The 20,859-nt window shown below is 68.9% G+C and carries 17 protein-coding genes; 11 read left to right on the top strand and 6 right to left on the bottom strand.

Annotation, left to right across the window (positions count from 1 at the left end; all coding sequences use genetic code 11):
- Positions 1-542: 542 nt before the first annotated feature.
- The 5 genes from JOE30_RS10085 to JOE30_RS10065 all read right to left on the bottom strand — a co-directional run bounded on the left by JOE30_RS10085 (position 543) and on the right by JOE30_RS10065 (position 5,956).
- On the bottom strand, positions 543-1,037 hold the full coding sequence (locus tag JOE30_RS10085) for a molybdenum cofactor biosynthesis protein B (RefSeq protein WP_204866428.1): 495 nt from the start codon (positions 1,035-1,037) through the stop codon (positions 543-545).
- 95 nt (positions 1,038-1,132) lie between these two features.
- Positions 1,133-2,503 carry a S1C family serine protease gene (locus JOE30_RS10080; protein WP_204866427.1) on the bottom strand — a complete coding sequence of 457 codons (1,371 nt, stop codon included), beginning with the start codon at positions 2,501-2,503 and terminating at the stop codon, positions 1,133-1,135.
- Between the two features lie 41 nt (positions 2,504-2,544).
- Positions 2,545-4,017: a HAMP domain-containing sensor histidine kinase gene (locus JOE30_RS10075; protein ID WP_239532337.1), complete on the bottom strand. Its 1,473-nt coding sequence runs from the start codon at positions 4,015-4,017 to the stop codon at positions 2,545-2,547.
- 71 nt (positions 4,018-4,088) lie between these two features.
- Positions 4,089-4,775, bottom strand: coding sequence for a response regulator transcription factor (locus JOE30_RS10070; protein ID WP_027504120.1), 687 nt, complete (start codon positions 4,773-4,775; stop codon positions 4,089-4,091).
- A 59-nt stretch (positions 4,776-4,834) separates the two neighbouring features.
- Complete coding sequence (locus tag JOE30_RS10065; RefSeq protein ID WP_204870215.1) at positions 4,835-5,956, bottom strand: lipase family protein; 1,122 nt, start codon at positions 5,954-5,956, stop codon at positions 4,835-4,837.
- A gap of 97 nt (positions 5,957-6,053) precedes the next feature.
- Here JOE30_RS10065 and JOE30_RS10060 point away from each other — a divergent pair, with 97 nt between their 5' ends.
- Both JOE30_RS10060 and JOE30_RS10055 read left to right on the top strand, forming a co-directional pair.
- Positions 6,054-6,293 carry a hypothetical protein gene (locus JOE30_RS10060; protein ID WP_027504121.1) on the top strand — a complete coding sequence of 80 codons (240 nt, stop codon included), beginning with the start codon at positions 6,054-6,056 and terminating at the stop codon, positions 6,291-6,293.
- A gap of 407 nt (positions 6,294-6,700) precedes the next feature.
- Positions 6,701-8,242 carry an HNH endonuclease signature motif containing protein gene (locus tag JOE30_RS10055; RefSeq protein WP_204866426.1) on the top strand — a complete coding sequence of 514 codons (1,542 nt, stop codon included), beginning with the start codon at positions 6,701-6,703 and terminating at the stop codon, positions 8,240-8,242.
- 62 nt (positions 8,243-8,304) lie between these two features.
- On the opposite strand, the gene JOE30_RS10050 is transcribed toward JOE30_RS10055, so the two are convergent.
- Complete coding sequence (locus JOE30_RS10050; protein WP_307806130.1) at positions 8,305-9,372, bottom strand: cellulase family glycosylhydrolase; 1,068 nt, start codon at positions 9,370-9,372, stop codon at positions 8,305-8,307.
- 202 nt (positions 9,373-9,574) lie between these two features.
- Here JOE30_RS10050 and JOE30_RS10045 point away from each other — a divergent pair, with 202 nt between their 5' ends.
- The 9 genes from JOE30_RS10045 (at position 9,575) to JOE30_RS10005 (ending at position 20,859) form a co-directional block, all read left to right on the top strand.
- Positions 9,575-10,294, top strand: a complete 720-nt coding sequence (locus tag JOE30_RS10045) for a GAF domain-containing protein (protein ID WP_027504123.1) — start codon at positions 9,575-9,577, stop codon at positions 10,292-10,294.
- 271 nt (positions 10,295-10,565) lie between these two features.
- Positions 10,566-11,936 carry a sugar transferase gene (locus JOE30_RS10040; protein WP_204866425.1) on the top strand — a complete coding sequence of 457 codons (1,371 nt, stop codon included), beginning with the start codon at positions 10,566-10,568 and terminating at the stop codon, positions 11,934-11,936.
- Between the two features lie 19 nt (positions 11,937-11,955).
- Positions 11,956-13,329, top strand: a complete 1,374-nt coding sequence (locus tag JOE30_RS10035; protein WP_204866424.1) for an O-antigen ligase — start codon at positions 11,956-11,958, stop codon at positions 13,327-13,329.
- Positions 13,239-14,291, top strand: coding sequence for a glycosyltransferase family 1 protein (locus JOE30_RS10030; protein ID WP_204866423.1), 1,053 nt, complete (start codon positions 13,239-13,241; stop codon positions 14,289-14,291). The genes JOE30_RS10035 and JOE30_RS10030 overlap by 91 nt, the downstream gene beginning before the upstream one ends.
- A complete protein-coding gene (locus JOE30_RS10025) occupies positions 14,291-15,859 on the top strand; it encodes a flippase (RefSeq protein ID WP_204866422.1) in 1,569 nt (522 codons plus the stop codon). The genes JOE30_RS10030 and JOE30_RS10025 overlap by 1 nt, the downstream gene beginning before the upstream one ends.
- Positions 15,856-16,941, top strand: coding sequence for a glycosyltransferase family 4 protein (locus JOE30_RS10020; RefSeq protein WP_307806128.1), 1,086 nt, complete (start codon positions 15,856-15,858; stop codon positions 16,939-16,941). Before JOE30_RS10025 ends, JOE30_RS10020 begins: the two co-directional genes overlap by 4 nt.
- Before the next feature lie 211 nt (positions 16,942-17,152).
- Positions 17,153-18,481: a hypothetical protein gene (locus JOE30_RS10015; RefSeq protein WP_204866420.1), complete on the top strand. Its 1,329-nt coding sequence runs from the start codon at positions 17,153-17,155 to the stop codon at positions 18,479-18,481.
- A complete protein-coding gene (locus tag JOE30_RS10010; protein ID WP_204866419.1) occupies positions 18,468-19,580 on the top strand; it encodes a glycosyltransferase in 1,113 nt (370 codons plus the stop codon). The genes JOE30_RS10015 and JOE30_RS10010 overlap by 14 nt, the downstream gene beginning before the upstream one ends.
- Positions 19,567-20,859 carry a hypothetical protein gene (locus tag JOE30_RS10005; RefSeq protein WP_204866418.1) on the top strand — a complete coding sequence of 431 codons (1,293 nt, stop codon included), beginning with the start codon at positions 19,567-19,569 and terminating at the stop codon, positions 20,857-20,859. Before JOE30_RS10010 ends, JOE30_RS10005 begins: the two co-directional genes overlap by 14 nt.

Raw genomic sequence — 20,859 nt, 5'->3', positions numbered from 1 at the left:
CGCCGTCCACGTTTCGTGCGTGTGAACGTGCGTCACAAGCGTTTTGGCCGCACGACGCGCCGCAACTTCACATGCACGAAATGTCGTCGGACTGTGCTAGCAGGACCCCCGGGGTGCCCGTGACGTGGGCGTTATCGAACTCGGCCTCGAGCGGAACCACTGCTCGACCGGGCTTGTCAGTCACACCAGCCACATCTACCCTGCGGTAACTCGCGGGGCAGTCGTCCGAATTCAGGCGAATTCGCGGTTAACAGACAGGCAACACCGGGTTCGCATTGTGGTAGTTCCCAGTGATGTGGATCACACAAAACTAGTCGTAATGCGGAGGCCTCTGGCTCTTCAACCACTCTTCCGAGCCGGAGGACGAATCACCTCGGTGTGGTTCGCCGGACGTTCCGTCGTCTCGAGTCGACTCGGGAAGGACGTCGCCGAAGACACGAGCGAGCCGGGCCCGTCGTGCACGGGCCCGGCTCGCGGTGTCCTCTGTGTCCGGATCGACGGGTGATGCGCCGCCGGCCGGAGGGTCGTTCTTCTGGGGGCCGTCAGCCGTCAAGGCTGGACAACTCACCGATGACATGGGCGGCGAGGGGCGTCAGCGTCGCCATTCCGTCGCGGATGGCGGCTCGGCTCCCCGCCAGGTTGACCACCAGCGTGCTGCCGGACACTCCGGCGAGCCCGCGGGACAGGCCCGCGTCGAGCGAGCCCGCCGCCAGTCCGGAGGAGCGGAGCGCCTCACTGATGCCGAGGAGCTCACGGTCGAGCACCTCGGCCGTCGCGTCCGGGGTGACGTCGCGCGGCGACGTGCCGGTGCCGCCGACGGAGACCACCAGGTCGACTCCACCGATGACCGCGGTGTTCAGTGCGTTGCGCACGTCCACCTCGTCGTTGCTCACCACGACGACACCGTCGACGAGGAAGCCCGCCTCGGTCAGCAGTTCGTTGACCAGAGGTCCGGTCGAGTCGGCATCTCCGTGAGCCGTGCGGTCGTCGACGATCACGACGAGCGCACGTCCGGCCACGGCTGCATCCATAGTCATGTCGCTCACCGTAATGCCCGGGCCCGACGGAGACTCGATGTGCCCGACGATGGGCGTGAGGTGCCCACGGTCACGGACGATCCGGGGTCGCTTCATCAGTTGCCTCCGCTCGGGGCCGTCCCGAGCGTGACCTGCACGGTCTGCTCGTTGCCACCCTGCGTGTACGTCACCGAGACCTGGTCGCCGGGGGCGTGCGAGCGGACCGCCGCGATGAGTGCGTCGCCGCTGGCGATGACGCGGTCGTCGACCTTCGTGACCACCGCACCCGTCGGGATGCCCGCCTCCGCGGCCGGCCCGCCCTCGGTGACGGCCATGACCGTCGCTCCGTTGGCGTCGTCACGGCTCGGAACGCTGATACCGATGATCGCCTGCGTCGCCTTGCCGGTCTGCACCAGCTCGTCGGCGATGCGGCGCGCCTGATCGACGGGGATGGCGAAGCCGAGGCCGATGGACCCACTCTGCGACTCGGACGAGCTGGCGCCCGCTCCCAACGTCGCGATGGCGCTGTTGACGCCGACCAGCTTGCCGTTCATGTCCACGAGCGCACCGCCGGAGTTACCCGGGTTGATGGCCGCGTCGGTCTGGATCGCGTCGATCACCGTGGTCTGGTCCGTCGACTCGCCGCTGGTCGCGACCGGGCGGTTCAGCGAAGAGATGATGCCGGAGGTCACCGTGCCGGCGAGGCCGAGCGGCGAACCGACGGCCACGACACCCTGACCCACCTGCAGACCGTCCGAGGTGCCGAGCTCGATGGGCGTCAGGTTGCTGCGCCCCTGCGCCTTGATCACCGCGATGTCCGACGACGCGTCTGCACCGATCACCGTCGCCGACGACGTGGATCCGTCGTTGAAGGAGACGGTCAGCTGGGCGTTCGCACCCGCACCGGACACGACGTGGTTGTTCGTCAGGATGAGGCCGTCGGAGGAGAGGATCACGCCGGACCCCTCACCCTCGGCGGTGCGGCCCGCCACCTGGATCTGGACCACGCTGGGGAGCACCTTGCCGGCCACTGCCTGCACCGAACCGTCGGGGGCGTTGGCGGCCGGGTTCGCCTGCGTGACGGGCTGATTCAGGGCGTTGGTCACGCCACCGTTGCCGCCGTCCGCCGCGATGGCGCCGACCGCGCCACCGACTCCACCGCTCACCAAGGCCAGGGCGATGGCGCCCGCGACGAGTGCTGCACGCCCCGGCTTCCGCGACGTGGTCGCCGGCGCCGTCCCGCCGTAGTACTGCGGCTGCTGGTACGGGTTCTGCTGGTAGGGGTTCTGTCCCTGCTGATGAGGCTGCTGGTACGGGTTGTGGGGCTGCTGGTGGTGGCCCGACTGGTGTTGACCGGACTGTCGACCGTCCCACCCGGTGTACTGGGGCTGCGTCTGTCCCCCGTACGCGGGCTGCTGCGCGGTGGGCTCCGATGCGCCGTCCCGGCCGTCGCGGCCGGTGTCACCAGTGGTGCGGTCCTCGTTCATGCGTTTCGCTCCATCTCCATGACCGGCTCGCACCGGTCACCTCACGTCGTCCTGGTCGACGATGCTCCGCCGGACTGAGAGGGCGCTGAGATCATCGTGTCAGTGGCCTGTGGGTCCTGCGATGCGCCTTCCTGCGGATCCTGCGCACCCAGGGATTCCCCTGGCAGAACGATTCGAATCAGGGTGCCGCCGGTGACCGAGTCCTCGACCGCGATGGTTCCGCCGTGCTTGAGCACCACCTGGCGCACGATCGCCAGACCCAGTCCCGATCCGGGCATCGACCGCGACGCGGTGGACCGGTAGAAGCGTTCGAACACCAGCTCCCGCTCCTCCGGCGCGATACCCGGACCCGCGTCGGACACGGTGAGTTCGAGCAAGCCGTCGGGCCGGGCGATCATCGCCACGTGCACGGTGGCGCCCGACGGACTCCATTTGGCCGCGTTGTCGAGCACGTTGAGGACAGCGCGGGACAGACCCGCCTGGTCGCCGTACAGGATCCACGGTGTGGTCATCGAGTCGAAGTCGATCTCGTTGCGACGTCTGCGGACTCGCTCCAGGCTGCGTTCGACGACATCGGCCATGTCGACGCGTTCGAAGACGTTCTCCGGGGCATCCTCGCGCGCCAGGTCGACCAGATCGCCGACGAGCGTGGACAGCTCCTCGATCTGTGCCACCACATCGAGACGCAGCTCCGCCATGTCCTGCTCCGGGATGCGCGGCGCACCCGGCCGACTCGACGCGATCAGCAGTTCCATGTTGGTGCGCAACGACGTCAGCGGAGTCCGCAGTTCGTGGCCCGCGTCCGCCACGAGTCGACTCTGCCGCGCCCGCGACTCGGCGAGCGCCCGCAGCATCGTGTTGAAACTGTCGGTGAGGCGGGCGAGTTCGTCGTTGCCCGTCACCGGGATGGGGGTCAGGTCATCGGTTCGGGCGACACGCTCGGCCGCCGCCGTCAGCCGTCCGATGGGTCGCAGACCGGTGCGTCCCACGGCCGTGCCGGCCACCGCCGCGAGGACGACGCCGCAGCCGCCGACCACGAACAGCACCCAGGCCAGTCGGTCCAGGACCTGACCGGTGGGAGCGAGCCGCTGTGCGATGACCAGCGTGCTCCCGGTCTGCGTGCGCTCGGCGAGAACACGTGCACCGGAGGTGGTGCGCAGCGACGAGGTCGACTGTCCCAGCGCGACGTCCATCTCGGGATCACCGATGGGCACGATCGAACCCGGCGGGATGTACTTCGTCAGGTCCGGAAAGATGAGCGCGACACTGACATCGGTGCTGTAGAGAGTGGCACCCGCGACGTACCGGGGATCGAAGGCGACGAGGTTGGTCTCGATGAGCGCACTCGCCCGGGTACGCAGCTGGTTGTCGACGTCGCCGTACAGCGCGCGGGACACCACCGCGTACGCCGCGATCGCCATGACGGCGACCGCGATGGCCACCACGGACGCCGCGAGCAGCGTGACACGCCACCGCAGAGACACCGAGCGGGTGAGCGGCATCGGAGGACGCATGAGTCCGTCCTGTGCCGCACGACCCTTACTGTTCCCGGCCTCGCCCCGCCGACGGCCGAAGGGAGCAACCATCACGGAGGCGTTTCCCGCAGCACGTAGCCCACACCGCGGACGGTGTGAATGAGACGGGTCTCGCCGTCGGCCTCGGTCTTGCGTCGTAGATACCCGACGTACACCTCGAGGGCGTTGCCCGACGTCGGGAAGTCGTAGCCCCACACCTCCTCGAGGATGCGGCTCCGACTGAGCACCCGTCGGGGGTTGGCGAGCAACATCTCAAGCAACGAGAACTCGGTGCGGGTGAGGCTGATCGGCCGTTCACCCCGTCGCACCTCGCGCGTGACCGGGTCGAGTGACAGATCGGCGAACGTCATGGCCTCGCTGTCGGGACCCAGTTCCCCACCGGTGCGTCGCAACAATGCGCGCAGCCGTGCCAACAGCTCCTCGAGCGCGAACGGTTTGGGCAGGTAGTCGTCCGCCCCGGCATCGAGGCCCGCGACTCGCTCCGACACGGAGTCACGAGCCGTCAGGACCAGGATCGGAAGATCGTCGCCCGTGCTGCGCAGCCGACGGCACACCTCGAGCCCGTCGAGCCTGGGCATCATGACGTCGAGGACCAGCGCGTCCGGTCGCTCGGCCGCGACCTTCTCGAGGGCGTCGAGACCGTCGGTGGCCAGGTCCACGGTGTACCCGTTGAAGGTCAGCGACCGTCGCAGCGATTCTCGAACGGCACGATCGTCGTCGGTCACCAGTACACGCATGGGAACAGTGTCGCCCCGACGACTGAGACGCTGCTGAGAGGACACGGGGGCGGCCGGTGTCAGCGCCCGAACAGCCGGTCGACGAACGCGATGGCGTCGGGCTGCGAGTCCCGGAACGTCTGACTGTGATCGCCCGGGTAGGTCCGGAAGGTGAGCGGTTCGCCGTTGGCCGTCATGGCCGCCGCGAGCGACAGGGCGGACGGCGCCGGCACGTCGACGTCCCGCAGACCCTGACCGATGAACACCGGGCGGTCGTACCCGGAGGTGGGCACGCCCATGTAGTCGTTCAGCAGTCCGTACACGTCGGGAATCTGCGCCAACGGCCGCGAGAACATGTCGCCGAGTCGCAGCCCGGACACCGCGTCGTGGAACGGGTTGGCGCACTGCGTCTCGGCGGTGTCCACCCACTGCCGGCCGAGCGGAGTCAGGTAGGAGTTCAGATCGATCTCCGGATGGGCGGCCCGCAACCCCGCCAGGATGTAGAAGACGTACGACGTCAGACCGTCCGGAATCGCGACGGGCGGGACTCCGGGTCCGAGCGGAAGCAGAGCGAGTTCGATGTTGGCCGGCACACCGGTACCGACGGCACCGAGGTAGTCCAGGCCGTCGCCGCCGTACTCGGTGGCGTACCGCGCGGTCGTCACCGCGGCGCCGCCGCCCTGGGACTGACCGATCGCGACCCAGCGATTCGACAGCGTCGGCTCCAGTTCCCGTGCGGCAGCGACACTGTCGACGACGCTGTGTGCCTGCACCTTGCCGTCCAGGTACGGCATCACGCCGGGGGTACCGAGACCCACGTAGTCCGTGGCGACGATCGCGTAGCCGCGGTCGAGCCACGTCGTGAGATACGGGAAGTCGCGGTCCGGCAACGTGGGACCGACGACCGACGGAGCGCAGTCGTCACCGAGCCCGGACGTGCCGTGGGCCCACGCGATGACGGGCCAACCGCCCTCGGGCGCCTCACCGGGCGGCAGATGGACGCCACCGGTACTCAGGGCCGGCTCGTTCTGCGAGCCCACCGACCAGTAGGTGATGCGCCGGGCGTCGACACTTCCCGGAATCGGAGCCGGTGACGCCGTCGATCCGACGAGAGTGCCCGGATCGCGGTCCTGCGCCTGCGCCACACCCGTCAGGGTCAGCGCGACGGACGTCGTGGCGGTCAGGGTCACCAGGGCGCGCATCAGGCGGCGGGAGCGGTTCGGCACGGCGTCACCGTACCGCTCCGGCATCGGATTCCGGACTAGAACATATGTTCGATCACGGCTAGGCTCTTCAGTCATGGACGAGGTGGGTGCGACGCAGAGTTCGGTGAACGACAAGGTGCTCGAGCTGCGCGCGGTCGCGGACGAGCTCCGGGCTCTCGACGACCATCGAGTGGCCCTCGGCGACAAGCTGGTGGACCTCGAACACTGGTTCCGACGGGTGGGGTGCCTGGAGTTGTCCGACCACGCACTCGACGTCTTCGTCTCCCGCTACGTGGGCCGGGTCTTCGAGCTGGCGGACGGCTTGCGCGAGTAGCCGTGACCTCGCGTCACACTCAGTTGTGACCGTCGTTGCCCCGATCGGCGCCACGTGGGGTGCCCCTCATTCCGGTGGAAACCGCCTCGCAGCGGGCAATCATGGAGCACGGCGGGACACGCTCCCGCCGGGGCCGGTCAGGGGAACCGACCTCAGCACGATCGGAGGAAGCACATGATGATCACACTGACACTCGTCGGCGCCGCAGCACTCGCGGTCGCACTGTTGTCCGGCGGACGCGACCTGGACTTCCGGGGACGCCAGATGTCGCACAGCTACCGTTCGCGCTGACACCGACGCGCATCGACGACTGCCCACCGTTCACCTGTGAACGGTGGGCAGTTCTCTGTCCATACTTGGTGACATCCACTATCGAACATGTGTTCGATTCCCTGTAGTCTGAGGTCATGGAATCGGGGGATCCAGGGTCGGCCTGGCAGGTGCAGATGGGCCGACGTGTCGGTGCGCTGCCCGCTGTGGCCGCACCGGTCGACGATCCCCGCGTGTGCGCGCTGCTCGCCCAGCTCGGCTCCGCGGTCGAGGGCATCGCCGTGCTCGACGCGTCGACGCTCACCAGCGAGGACCGACTGGCGCTGATCTGCGGAGCCGAGAACACCCGGCGCCTGCTCACCGGCGCGTCACACACCTGGCTCAACGGCCTGGTGGCCGGCTCGGGGTTCGACTCTGTGCTCGGTGCGATCGGCGCGAGCGGCGTTCCGCACGCGCTGGCCCATATGCTGCGCATCACCACAGCTGCTGCGGCATCCCGCCTCGCCGTGGCCCGCGATCTCGGCACCGGAACCACCATGACGGGTGAGACGCTCGATTCGCCGTTGACCCACACGGCCGCGGCAGCGCGGGACGGCGCGCTGGCCGACGCGCACGTCTCGATCATCCGCTCGTTCCTGAAGAAGCTCCCTCACACCGTCGATGCCGAGACCCGCGACGCCGCCGAGCAGACTCTCGCCGACCTGGCGCGCACGGTAGGACCGGAGGAGCTCACGGCCATCGCGACGCGCCTCACCGAGTACCTCGATCCCGACGGTGCCGAGCCCGACGATCGCGACCGCGCCCGGAAGCGCTTCTTCGAGATCGACCCCCAAGGCCCCGACTCGATGTCGAGCGGCCGCTTCTGCGTCGACCCGGTGCTGCGCGCGCTCCTCGACGCGTTCCTCGCCAAGTTCGCGGCACCCGGAACGAACAACTCCGAAAGCACTCCCCCAGCTGTCGATCTCGACGACCCGCCTCGGACCGAGGACGCAACTTCCACCGACGCGACACCGGCCGACAGCGCAGAACAGCCGGACGACCGGGAGGCCGAGTGGGACCACCGCACACCCGGCCAGCGCAATCACGATGCACTGACGTACCTCCTGAAGGACTCGCTGGCCTCAAGACGACACGGACAGCATCGTGGCCTGCCGCTGTCCGTCGTCGTGTCGGTGTCACTCGACCAGCTCACCGCCGCAGCGGGTCTCGGGCTCACCGCCACCGGGTCCGCGGTCCCGGTGGCCGATGTCGTCAGGCTGGCGGCCGAGGCGCACCACTATCTCCGCGTCTTCGACGGGGCCACCGGCAGCACGCTGCACTTCGCCCGAGCCCGCCGGTGCGCGAGCACCGACCAGCGGCTCGCCCTGTTCGCACGCGACCGCGGCTGCACCGGACCGGGATGCTCGGCCCCCGCGTCACGGTGCGAGGCCCACCATGTCGACGACTGGGCGGCGGGCGGCCTCACCGACATCGACGACCTCGCGCTGGCGTGCGACGTCCACCATCCGCTCGTCGGCGAACGTGCCGGACAGTGGGCCACCAGCACCGCTCCCCCGAGTCATCCGTACCCGGGAACAGTGCTGTGGCATCCGCCTACCGTCATCGACGAGGGTCGGCACGGCATCCCGAACCACCTGAACTTCCCGGAACGGCACCTCGCACCGCCGCCGGACGACTGATCGAATACGAGACGGTGAGCCGAGGGCGACCTCAGGTTCGACACTGCGCCGGCCCAGCACCATCAGCCGGAATGTTCTGCCGTGAATTCCGTGATCTCGGCGAGCGCGGGTTTGGGCGAGAAATCGCGGCGCACCATTCCGAAATTCTGCTCGGTGTCGGATCGGTCGTTGCCCGAGTCGCGCATGCTGTAGACGTACGCGGGCCCGAGCCAGGAATTGCCGAGAAGGGCATTGAGCATGATGCCGATGGACTCGGCCTGCCCCTCCTCGCTCATGGCGTTGGCGTTCGTTCCCGTGGGCGCGCCCATCTCGGTGATCCAGATCTGCTTGTCGCCGTCACCCTCGGCGCTCATGACATCGTGCATCGACCACATCGCCATCGCGGTGTTCCACGGAGCCGTCGACAGATCGTTCGGAAGGAACGGCCACGTGTACGGATGGACGTTGAAGGCATCGAAGTAGCGATTCGCCCCGAGGGTGTAGAGCGACGAGAGGAATGCGGTCGGCGAGATGTTGGTGCCGTTGTTCACCGCGGGAGCCATGCCGCCGGCGAGCACCAGCGCCTCGGGTTGCACCTTCTTGATGGCGCGGTACGTCGCGCGCAGCATCAGCGCGTACACCGTCGGGTCCGGCAACGGCGTGAAGAAGGTGGTGATGTTCGGCTCGTTCCACACCTCCCACAACACGATTCGGTCGCGGTACCGCTCCGCGGCGAGTGCTGCGAAAGCCCCGAACGCGTCCGGACTCGCCGGCCGGGCGTAGGGCTGATCCCGAGCCGTCGCCACACGCGCCCAGGCAGGTGCGTAGGTCACGATGGCGTACGGGCACATACCCCGAGCGACGATGGCGTCGACCACTCTGTCCGTCGACGACCAGTCGCGCCGACCGGGCTGCGGCTCCACCACCGACCAGTCGATGTCGATGCGGACCGAGAACATGCCCGCGTTCTTCGCGATGTCGAGTTCGCGTCCGAGGTCCTCGTCCGACAGGAATCCGAAGGAGCCGCCGGGTGATCCGCCCACCCGGACGCCGTCGGACTCCGCGACGCACCGCGGTACCTCGCCCGACGGAACGCCGGATGCCGGTGCCGGCACACCGACGAGAACGAGAAGGACAGCGGCGCCGGACACGCTGCATCGCCGGAGAAACCCGGCACCGGCTCCGCGCCGAGTCGGCCTCGAACGCGAAACAGACCGATCGGTGAGCACCGGCCCAGGCTAACAGCGGCGGCCGCGCGGGGCGTACCAGCGAAAACGGACACCGGCGAGGCTCCGGCTGCGATGATTCTCCACATCGCTCGATCCCGTACAAGCCTGCATTAGTATCGGCGAAATGACGACGGGAAACGACGGCTTCGACGCCCGCCTCAACGAGGTTCTGGAACAGCAGGCCGTGAGGGTGGGCGAGACGGTGCCCGCCTATGTTCGGCGCGCCGTCATGACACGCCTGGTGAAAGAACTTGCCGAGGCGGACGACACCGATCTCGGCCATCTGCTCAAGCGCCTCGAGTCGACGGCGGATCCGGTGCCCGACACGCCCGCGTCCACACCTCCGGCGGCATCCGACATGCCCGCGATCGTCACCGATCCCGATCGCGTGCGCGCCGTCGAGGCCACCGGGCTGCTCGACACCCCGTCCGAACCGGCCTACGACCGCATCGTGGCCATGGCCGCGGACGCGTTGTCCACGCCGGGCGCCTCGATCTCCTTGATCGACAAGGACCGACAGTTCATCAAGAGCGCTGTCGGTTTCGGGCCGGAGGAGGAACGACCTCGGGAGATTCCCCTCGAGGCCGGAATGTGCCGCCACACGGTGGCCCTGGGTGAACCACTGCTGGTGGAGGACGCCCGCCTCGACGAGAAGTTCATGAACCACCCCGGCGTGCTGGACAAGACCTTCATCTCCTACCTCGGCATCCCGTTGGTGGACGACGGCGGTCACGCGGTGGGCACGCTGTGCGTCTGGGACGCCGAGCCACGTCAGTGGACGACGGGTCACGTACAGGTACTCAAGGACATCGCGTGGATGGTTCGCGAGCGAATTTTCGAGTGAGCGAACCATTCCGGGCGTGATCTGTATTTCTGCGCCGTTTCTCTGTCGATCGGTCGCTTTTCCGTAATGGCGCCGTGACCATTCTGAGAAGACAACTCCAAAGAATGGACTAGTGTTGACCTCGGTCGGTCAATCACTAGGTCCGTACGGAGTGAATCCTGTGTCCGAAACACTGGAATCGCGAGATACGTTGCTACGCAACGCCCCTGCCACGAGGGTGTCCAACGAACGTGGAATAGCGGACCGTCTTCGCGTCGATCCCGCACACACGATGGTCACCGTCGCGGCGGACGCGACGGCAGCGATCGTGGCTGTCGTCGTGGCGAGGTTCTGGCCGGGAACGGGCGACATCGACTACGGCTGGGTGCCGTGGTTGTTCGTGCCGCTGGTCCTGCTCATCCTGGCGTCCCGCTCGCTCTACCGACGCGGACTCCGCCGGAACTTCCTGGACGAGATCGGTCCCGTCGAGACATCGGTCGCGCTCGCCACCCTGCTGGTGCTGACGATTCTCCTGGTCATCGGCACGGAGTATCGGCCAGGCCTCTTCATGGTCCGGGTGTGGATCGCCGCGGCGATCCTGGTGGCCTTCGCGCGGTTCCTGCGCACCGCGATCCAGCGATACTTCCGTGTGAAGCACGGGTCGGCGGCCCCGACTCTGATCATCGGCGGCGGACCGATCGCCCACCAGCTCGCGTCTCGCATGCACCAGTTCCCCGAGTACGGCCTCGACCCCGTCGGCGTGCTCGACAAGGCGCCCGCGGTCGATCCGCAGCCGGACACTCCGGAGGCGCTTGCCGTCCCCTACATGGGCACACCGGCGCAGCTCGCGCACGCCATCGAGCAGACGGGCGCCGAGGAACTCGTCATCGGATTCTCGGACGTTCCCACCGAGAGTCTGGTCAAGGCGATCCGCACCGCCCACTCGAACGGCATGCGAGTGTGGTTGGTACCGCGCCTGTTCGACACCGTCGGCGTGCGGACCCGCGTCGAGCATCTCGGCGGGTTGCCCCTGATGGTGCTGCCGCACACCGACCCCAAGGGATGGCAGTTCGTCGTCAAGGGCGTCATGGACCGCACCCTGGCCGGACTGGGCGTGCTGGTCCTCTCCCCCGTCTTCCTGGTGCTCGCGCTGTTGGTCAAGACGAGCTCACCCGGGCCCGTCTTCTTCTCCCAGGAGCGCATCGGCCGCGACGGAAACTCGTTCGGCTGTCTGAAGTTCCGGTCCATGCGCCCGCCGCGAGCGTCGGACGCCGAGTTCGCTCGCGTCGAGGGCTCCGCGCCGGGCGGCGTCGAGGGCGTCGATCGCCGGACGCGTATCGGCAAGATCATGCGCCAGACGTCGCTCGACGAGCTCCCCCAGCTCCTCAACGTCGTTCGCGGCGACATGAGCCTCGTGGGTCCCCGACCGGAGCGCCCTGCGTACGTGGATCTGTTCGAGATGCAGATCCGCCGCTACGGTGAGCGCCACCGGGTGAAGGCCGGCGTCACCGGGTGGGCGCAGGTGCACGGACTGCGCGGACAGACGTCCATCGCCGACCGCGCCGAGTGGGACAACTACTACATCGAGAACTGGTCGCTGTCCCTCGACATCAAGATCCTGTTCCTCACCATCGCCGCGGTCCTGAAGAAGGCGGAAGACTGACCGTGTCGGCGGTCCCGTCGTGCTGATCGTCCTCGAGGGTCTTGCCGCGGTCGTCGTGCTGGTCGTCGCCTTTCTGTTGGCGCGCGCGGTCTTTCACCGACCGCAGCTCGGTGTACTCCTGCTGGCCGCGTTCGTCCCGCTGAACGGTCTCCTCGCCATCCTTCCTCTGCCCGGCTTCGTCGCCGGCTGGAAGGAGGGCCTGGTGATCTTCACGCTCGGCAGTGCCTGGATCCGGCGCAGTCGAGCGCTGGGCCCGCGTCGTCCGACACTGCTGATGCCCTGGTGGCCGGCTGCAGCCCTGTTCGTGGTGTTCGGGACGGCGTCGGCGCTGTTGTCGTTCGGCGTCATCGGCTTCGTCGGCATCAAGGTGACGTTCTTCTACCTGCTGCTGGTGGCGACCCTGTGGCTCGCGCCGTTCGATGCCCGCGATCGGGATCATCTCGTCAGCATCCTCATGGGCATGGGCGCGTTCACGTCCCTGGTCGGCATCGCCCAGTTGCTCGTGGGACCGGCAGCGCTCGTGGCGATCGGCTACGAGTACGGCACCCAGGTCCGGACGTCGGGCGGTCTGCTCCGCACGTTCAGCACGTTCAACCTGCCGTTCCCGTTCGGGCTCTACGTGATGCTGTCGCTGCTCGTCGGCGGAGCCGTGGCGCTCGCGAACCCCATGCGCCGGCGCAATCTGTTGTTCCTGTGCGCGAGTCCGTTCATGGTGGTCGCCATGTCGAGTGCCATCGTGCGAGCGGCGCTGCTCGGACTCGCGGTCGGGCTGATCTACATGACCATCATCCGGTTCCGGGCACTCGGCGGCCTGCTCGTCATCATGGCGGCGCTCGTCGGCGCGATCCTGCCGTTCGTTCCCAAGATCACGTCGGTCTTCTTCTCGTCGAGCAGCCTGAACGAACGCGGCGGTCGATGGAACGAGGTCATCGAGAAGGTGCGCACCCACTGGCTCGGCGAGGGGCTCGGGTCGAGTGGTGCGGCAGCGGACCGGATCTCGTCGGCGCAGGGTGAGAACATCACCGGATCGCTCGGGCTGTCCACCAACTACCAGCCCGACAACTACTACGTGAAGACAGCTCTCGAACTCGGTCCGATCGGACTGTGGGCCGTCCTCGCGCTCCTGGTGACCGCCCTGATCTGGTGCACGCGACTCTCCCGCACCCTCCCCGGTCAGGACGGCGCACTGACACTCGGTGTCGGCGCCTCCATCGTCGCGGCGATGTTCGCGTCGCTGGTGGCCACCTATTTCGAGATCTTCCCTATCGACGTCTATTTCTGGCTCTTGTTAGGAGTTGTGGGATGCGCAGCAGCACAACACGAATCGTCTTCGGGGCCCTCGCCCTCCGCCCCGGCGGCAGCGGCGTCCAGACGTACATCCGTGAGCTCCTGAGGGAGCTGCCCGGCCGTCTCCCCGGAACGGACCTCGCCGCCGTCGTGCAGAAGGACGCGATCAGCGAGCTACCGTCGGGCGTCGACGCGCTCCCCCGGCCGGTGTCCGGCGGTGCCGTCCGCGCGGTGCTCGGCGCGCTCCCGGTCGGGTCGCACGACGTGGTCCACGGGCTCGACGTGGATCTCCCCCTCGTCGGCCGGGGCGCCACCGTCGCCACGGTGCACGACATCTCGGTCATCGACATGCCGTCCGCGTCGAGTCGCTTCCGCGCCGCCGGCGAACAGCGCCTCGTCCGACGGTCGCTGCGCAAGGCCGATCTGCTCATCGCCGTCTCGCAGTTCACCGCCGACCGCATCAAGGCCGTCAGCGGCCGCGATGCCGCGGTCGTCGAACTCGCACCGGCAGCCTGGGCCATGCCACCGGAGGACGGCGCGGTGGAGACGGTGCGCGCGAAGTACGGCCTGCCCGAACGTTTCGTCATGCAGGTGGGCACCGTGGAACCGCGCAAGAACGTGCAGCTGGTCGCCGACGCCGCCGAGAAGCTCGGCGTGCCCTTCTTCCTGGCGGGCGCGGGATCCACGGGCCCGGACGCACCCCGCTACGCGAACGGGCTCGGCTACGTCGACGTGGAGGACCTGCCCGCGCTGTACGCGGCGGCGACCGTCACCGCGTACGCGTCGCGCTACGAGGGCTTCGGGCTGCCCCCGGTCGAAGCGATGGCGTGCGGCGGCGCCGTGGTCGCGAGCGCGGTGGGCGCCCTGCCCGAGGTGGTGGGCAAGGGTGCGGTGTTGCTCGACAACGAGCGGGTCGACGACTGGGCGGAGGCGCTGAGCCCGTTGATGTTCGACGACACGGCGCGCGCGGACCTGGTGACCGAGGCCCTGCACGCGATGGCCGACCTCACGTGGGCCCGGACCGCCGAGCGCACCGCGGACGCCTACCGGGACGCGGGCCTGCTCTGATGGACGACGACATCACCGTCGAGGGTGCCGTCACCCCCGAACCTGAGACTGCGGCACCTGAGACTGCGACACCTGAGACTGCGGCACCCGACTATCGTGCGCTCGCCGCCGATCCGAAGGCGGCGGCGCGGGCGACCGTGGCGGTGCTGATCTCCCGGGTGATCGTGGCGGGACTCGGCTGGGTGGGCAGCGTCATCGTGGCCCGCTCGCTGAGCCCCGAGGGGTGGGGCCAGTTCAGCTTCGTCTTCGCGCTGCTCGGGCTCATGTCCGTCGTCACCGACCTCGGCGTCGGCCGCGTCGTCCTGGCCCGACTGATGGACGACGACGCCGAGGAGATCGGCCGCACCGCCTCGTCGTTCCTCGCACTGCGCACCGTTCTCGGACTCGTGGGATACGTGCTCGCCGTCGGCTACGTCGTGGTGCTGCAGTACCCCGGTGAGGTCATCGCGGCGACCGCGCTGGGCGGCCTCGTCGTGGTGTTCGCGACGCCGTCCCACGCGCTGTCGGTGCTGTTCCAGGCTCGCCATCGACTGTTGCTGGTCGCGGTCATCGAGAGCCTGGGCCAGGGCCTGCAGCTGGTGCTCACGATCCTCGCCGCCGTCTTCGCGCCGGTGCTGCTGATCTTCGTGCTGCCGGCAGTGCTCAACGAGGCGTTCCGGGCGGTCGGCAAGGGTCTCGCGGTGCGGCGGCGGTCGGTGGGGCTGCGCCCGTCTCGTCACATCGACGTCCACCGGTGGGGTGCCTACCTTCGCGAGGCGATTCCCCTCGCGATCGGCTTCGCGTTGACCATCGCCATGCTGAAGATCGACGTCCTGATGCTGAGTCTTCTCGACACCTTCGACGCGGTCGGCCTGTATTCCATCGGCTACAAGTTCTCCGACATGATGGACACCATCGCGCTGGCCGCCGTGGCGCCGGTGAGCACCCTCCTCGTGGCGGCCTGGCCGCACGAGACCGCAACCTTCCGCGCCCGATCCCGTTCCGCCGGACTGTACTTCGCCACCTTCGGCGCTGTTGCCGTCGCCGGCTTCTGGCCGTCCGCCGAGCCGCTCGTCCGCCTGCTCTACGGCGAGCGCTTCGCCCCCGGTTCCGACGCAGCACGGCTCCTCGTCCTCGGTGCCGCGATCATGTCGCTCATCCTGCTCGGCATCTTCCTGCTCGCCTCCGCGGGGATGCAGCGGCACTACCCGCTCGTCGCGCTGTTCGGCCTCGCTCTCAACATCGGCCTCAACGTCGCGCTCATCCCGCGGTTGTCCTACAACGGATCCGCCATCGCCACCGTCGTCACGTTCGGTGTCACGGTGATCATGCTGTGGGTCGTGATCGAGCGCAGCATGCCCATGTCGGGGCTGCTCGCCGTGTCGCCGATCCTCGTCCTCGCCGTCGTCACGGCCGCGGTGACCGTCGGGGCGACCCTGCTCGTCGACGCGGCACCGTCCCTGTGGTTCCTGATCTCGGTCGTCGCGGCGCTCCTGGTCGCCGCGTGCGGGTTCCTCCTGTCCAAGCGCGACTCGCGCAGCAACTCTCCTGCCCCTGCACCTGCACCTGACCCGGAGGTCGCCCCGTGACTGCGGATCGCACCACCGTGTTCGTCGCGCACACCGCGAACATCTCGGGCGCCGAGAAGATGTTGCTGTCTCTGGTGACCGAGGCACTGCGGGGGCCGGGCGGCGTCACCGTCGTCTGCCCCGTCGGGGCGCTGTCCGAGGCGCTGCCCGACGCCGCGGTGCACGTCGCGATCCCCGAACTGGGCCTGGGCGGAGAGCAGGGCGTCGCCCGCATCGGCGCCGCGGCGCGGATGGCGGCGCGATGGGTGTCCGCGGCGCGGACGCTGCGCGCGGTGACGCGACGGCCGGCGACCCACACCGTCGTCAACTCGTTGTTCGCCCTTCCCGCAGCGCGACTCGCCCGGCCACCGCACGGTGTCGCCTGGCTGGTGCACGACGCGATCGCGGCGGGACGCCAGCGCGCCGTGGCATCGGCGAGTCGAGGCGCCGTCCGCCGCGCGGTCGCGTGCACGTCCGCCGCGGCAGCACCGGTACGTGACCTGGGCATCGAGGTGGAGATCGTGCCCTACGGCGTGCCGTGGCCCGTGGCGGACTTCGCGGCCCCCACCCACTCGCCGCCCGTCGTGGGCATGCTGGCTCTGCTCACTCCGTGGAAGGGGCACCTCGTCCTGCTCGACGCGGTCGCGACGCTCGACGACGTGGTGGTCGAACTGGCCGGCGGCAGCTTCTCCGGCGATCAGTCGTACGTCGACGAATTACACACGCGTGCAGCACGTCCCGATCTCGCCGGACGTGTCCGCTTCCTCGGGCACGTCGATCCCGACAGCGCGCTGCGCCGGTGGGACGTCGTGGTGTCGGCCAGCGTTCTCCCCGAGGCGGGGCCCTTGTCCGTACTCGAAGCCATGTCCCACGGGGTGCCGGTCGTGGCCACCGATCACGGCGGTCCGACCGAGTTCCTCGCTCGCGGTGAGGGCGTGCTCGTCCCGCCGGGTGACGCGGCGGCACTGGCCGACGCTCTGCGAAGGGTGCTCGCAGACGACGCGGCGCGCGCGGACATGGGAGCACGCGCGCGGGACACCGTCGCGACGCGTCACGACATCGCGCGCACGCTCCCCCGATTGTTGGCGGAATTGACCGCATGAATGCCACGATCGAAAGAGCCATCATCCATTCTTTCCACGTTCAGAATGGGGTCCTCGTCGGTTTCTCGACGGCCCGCGAACCAATGTCCCGAACGGTGACACACGGCAATTCGCCTTCGCCGGAATGGTCTCGGTCCCTGCGTAGTATCGAATGGAACATGCCGTCGACCGGGCATGACCGCACGCGCACCAGCAACTCGAGGAGATTCGGTTGGCGCCCGTAGACGACCCCGTGCACCGCGGAGACGTACCTCCGCCGATAGATCTCGCCGGGCACATGCGGGAACTGGGACGTGCGTTCCTTCCCGCTCTGATCATCGCGCTGATCGTCGGCGCCGGCGTCTTCGCCCTCCGTGAGTACGGCACCGAGAAGCAGTACGCGGCGTCCATCGTGACGGAGATTCGGGCGACCGGCGAGGTGATCCCCGGCGACGCGTTCATCGAGCAGCTGCGCGCCCCGTTCATCGGGCTGGCCGCGGACAACGACGTGCTCGACCAAGTGTTGTCGCAGGTCGACACCGGCTGGGACGCCGGTGAGCTCGCCTCGCACCTCGAACTCGCCCCCGGAACGTCGCCGGCGCTGCTCACCTTCACCGTCACCGCGGACTCCCCCGAGCTCGCCCTCGAGGTCGCGCGCACCACGGTGACCACGGTGTCGCAGGCGTCGTCGGCCAACGCCGCCCGCAACGCACAGGGGCAGCTCGAGCAGGTCCAGGCCTCGATCGCCGCCGAGGAGGCGCGCAACTCCCAGCTCATTCCGGGCGACCCCGCCCGCTCCGCATCGGACCAGTCGCTCGCCGACCTCCGCGACCAGTTGACGCAGCTCCAGAGCACGGGCGGCGGGAACCAACTGGCGGTGCTCGCCGTGCCCGAGCAGAGCACCGCCCCCGTCTCACCGATGCCGGCCTCGGAGGCCTCCGTCGCGGGCCTGGTGGCGTTCATCGTCTCCGCCGAGCTGATCGTGTTGCTGCGCAGCCGACTAGGGCGCCGACCGCGCCCCGCGTGGGCCCGCCGCGTCGCCCGCAAGTACCAGGCCGAGTTCGATCCGACGGTGACCACGGGCCTGCCGCCCGTCGTCGCCGCGACGGTGGCCGCGTCGGCTGCGGAATCCGACCGGGGCGCGCCGTCGTCCAACGGCAACGGCACCCGGTCGGCCGGCGCGCGGCACGCCGCCCACGGCCGCACCGAGCAGAACGTGCTCGTGCTCGTCGGTGACGATGCCGTGTACCCGGCTCCGACGTCCCTCTCCACGGGCGGGCAACCCCGCCACCCGGACGCTCTCGTCGGGGCCGACCTCACGAGCGAGTGGTGGACGTTCATCGACGTGCACGACGTCGAGACCGCGGTGGTACTACTGTCGTCCGGTGGACGCGACCGCCGAGCTGCCGAGGGAGTGCTGAAGCAGCTGCGGACGTTCGGGATCCACACTCACCTCGTCGTGCAACCGTCCGGCCGCAAGCGCCGGTCCGATCCCGCTCCGGGTGGACGCACGGCTTCCCAGCGCCCCGAGGAACAGGTCGGACACAATGCCAGACACTGACAAGATCGCGATCGTCCACGAGCGCTTCACCGAGATCGCCGGATCCGAGCACGTCGTCGAACAACTCGCTCTGCAGTGGCCGGGCGCGCGCGTCTTTGCACCCATCGCACGTCCCGAGGGAACTCCCGCCGGGCTGACGACGCCGCCGAACACCACGTGGCTCAACTCGATCTACAACGGCATCGGTCAGCGGTCCTACGCCCCGGTCCTGCCGCTGATGCCGACGGCGTTCCGTCGTCTGCCGTTGCGAGACGCCGAGGCCGTCGTCGTCAGCCACCACGCCTTCGCGACGCAGGCCGTGCACGCGACCGATGCTCCCGTCATCGCCTACGTGCACAGTCCGGCGCGCTGGGCGTGGGATCCGGAACTGCGGGCGGGTGAAGGCGGCGGCCGCGCGGGCGCTGCGATCCTCACGGCGCTGTCGGCCGTCGCACGGCGCTGCGAGACAGGAGCTGCGCCGCGTCTGACCACCGTCGTCGCCAACTCGACCGCCGTCGCGGACCGCATCTCACGCTGGTGGGGACGAGACGACGCCGTGGTGGTGCACCCACCCGTCGACACCGAGGGATTCACTCCCGATCCGACGGTGGAGCGTGAGGACTTCTTCCTACTCGCCGGTCGCCTGGTGCCGTACAAGCGTCCCGACATCGCGATCCGTGCGGCGGCCCTGGCGGACGTACCGCTCATCGTCGCCGGGGACGGCCGCGCGATGGAGCAGTGCCGCGCCCTCGCCGGACCGAAGACGGTGTTCCTCGGCCGCGTCTCGCACGAGAAACTGCTCGAACTCCACCGCTCCACGCGCGCACTGCTGATGCCCGGCATCGAGGACTTCGGCATCGTTCCCGTCGAGTCCATGGCCACCGGTACCCCGGTCATCGCGCTCGGTGAGGGTGGCGCCGTCGACTCGGTCATCCACGGCACCACCGGATTGCACGTGCAGCCCGGTACCGACGACGAGATCGTCACCGGTTTCGCCGATGCCATGAAGACGTTCGATCCGGCCCAGTTCGATCGAGCGCAGATCCGCGTCTGGGCGGAAGGATTCTCGCGAGCCAACTTCCGCTCACGGATGCAGGAGGTGATCGATGCCGCAGTCTGAGTACCCGTCGACCGAGCTCGACCGCACGTTCGCGCCCGCCCAGAACCTGGCGGTCGTGGGACCCGTGGCGGGGCTCGACGTCGAGGCTGCGCGGGCCATGCTCGCCGCGGCGGAGAACGCGTCCCCCACCTCCCGCATCCGTCTCGATCCGCGTGCGGATCAGCGACACTGGGCGTACCGCACCGACATCGGCGCCGGCACCGCCGTCACCAGCAGGCCGGATCTGGCCACCGACGACCTCGGTGAGTTGATGGATCGCGTGCGTACCCGCGAGGGCGTGCGAGCCCCCGTGGAGATCGTGCTGTGCGGTGATTACGCCGTGGTCCACTACTCCCATGGAGTGGGCGACGGCCTGATGGGCGTGACCATGGTCGGTGCCGCCGCCAGCGACCCGGGCTTCGCGATGGCACGCAGCATGGCGCCGTCGCTGCCGAGAAACGCCACGTGGAGCGCTCTGCGACGGCACTACCGATCCAACCCTCGCGCGCTGCAGGACTTCCGGCGCCTGCGCGCCGTCCACAAGCGGCGTGACGCGACGGCCGACGGAGTGCCGACGCGCCGTATCGAGCACTGGGAGTCGACGAAGACCGCGCGCGCGGCCTACATGCGTCCCGAGCAGGTGGCAGCACTGCGATCGTGGTCGAAGGCGAACGCGCCGGGCGCCACCGGCGCGTCGGTCTCGGTGGCCCTGCTCGTCGCCGCTCTACGGTCCGAGGGTGTGCCCCTCGACGAGCACGTCATGATCCTCTTCAACTGCCGCCGGTACCTCGACGAGAAGCACCGAGCGGAACACGGCAACTTCGCGATCGGTATCCCGATCCGCCTGCCCGTGCTGCCGACGCCGGGTGATGTCGCCGGTGTCATGAAGCAGGTCATCGACTCCGGCTGGCCCATCGCCGTGCTCGGAATGGCCGACGCCCGAGCCACTCTCAAGGGTCATCGGACGGCCCCGGCGCCGGCGCCGAGCGAGGACGTCGTCACGGTGCCCGACCGACCGCGACTCGCGGTGAGCGACCTGGGCACCCTCTCGCTCTACGACCACCTCTCCTGGCTCGACGACGGTCGACCCCGTCAGATGACGGCTTCTCTCGAACCAGACGGCCCGGACGGCATCTCGATCCTCGTCTCGCAGGTCCAGGGCGGCCGTTCGTACTCGGCGTCGTTCTGCAGCGGCATGATCGAGACCGAGACGGTGGACCGGGCCCTCGCCCGCGCGTGTGCCGATCCCGTCGGCCTGCTGAGCCGGAACACGGCCGACCTGCGCTCCGACGGCGAGTGA

Source organism: Rhodococcus sp. PvP016, assembly GCF_017832185.1.
Classification (GTDB): Bacteria; Actinomycetota; Actinomycetes; order Mycobacteriales; family Mycobacteriaceae; genus Rhodococcoides.
The sequence above is the reverse complement of the archived record's forward strand: the minus strand, read 5'-3'. Positions and strand labels throughout refer to the sequence as shown.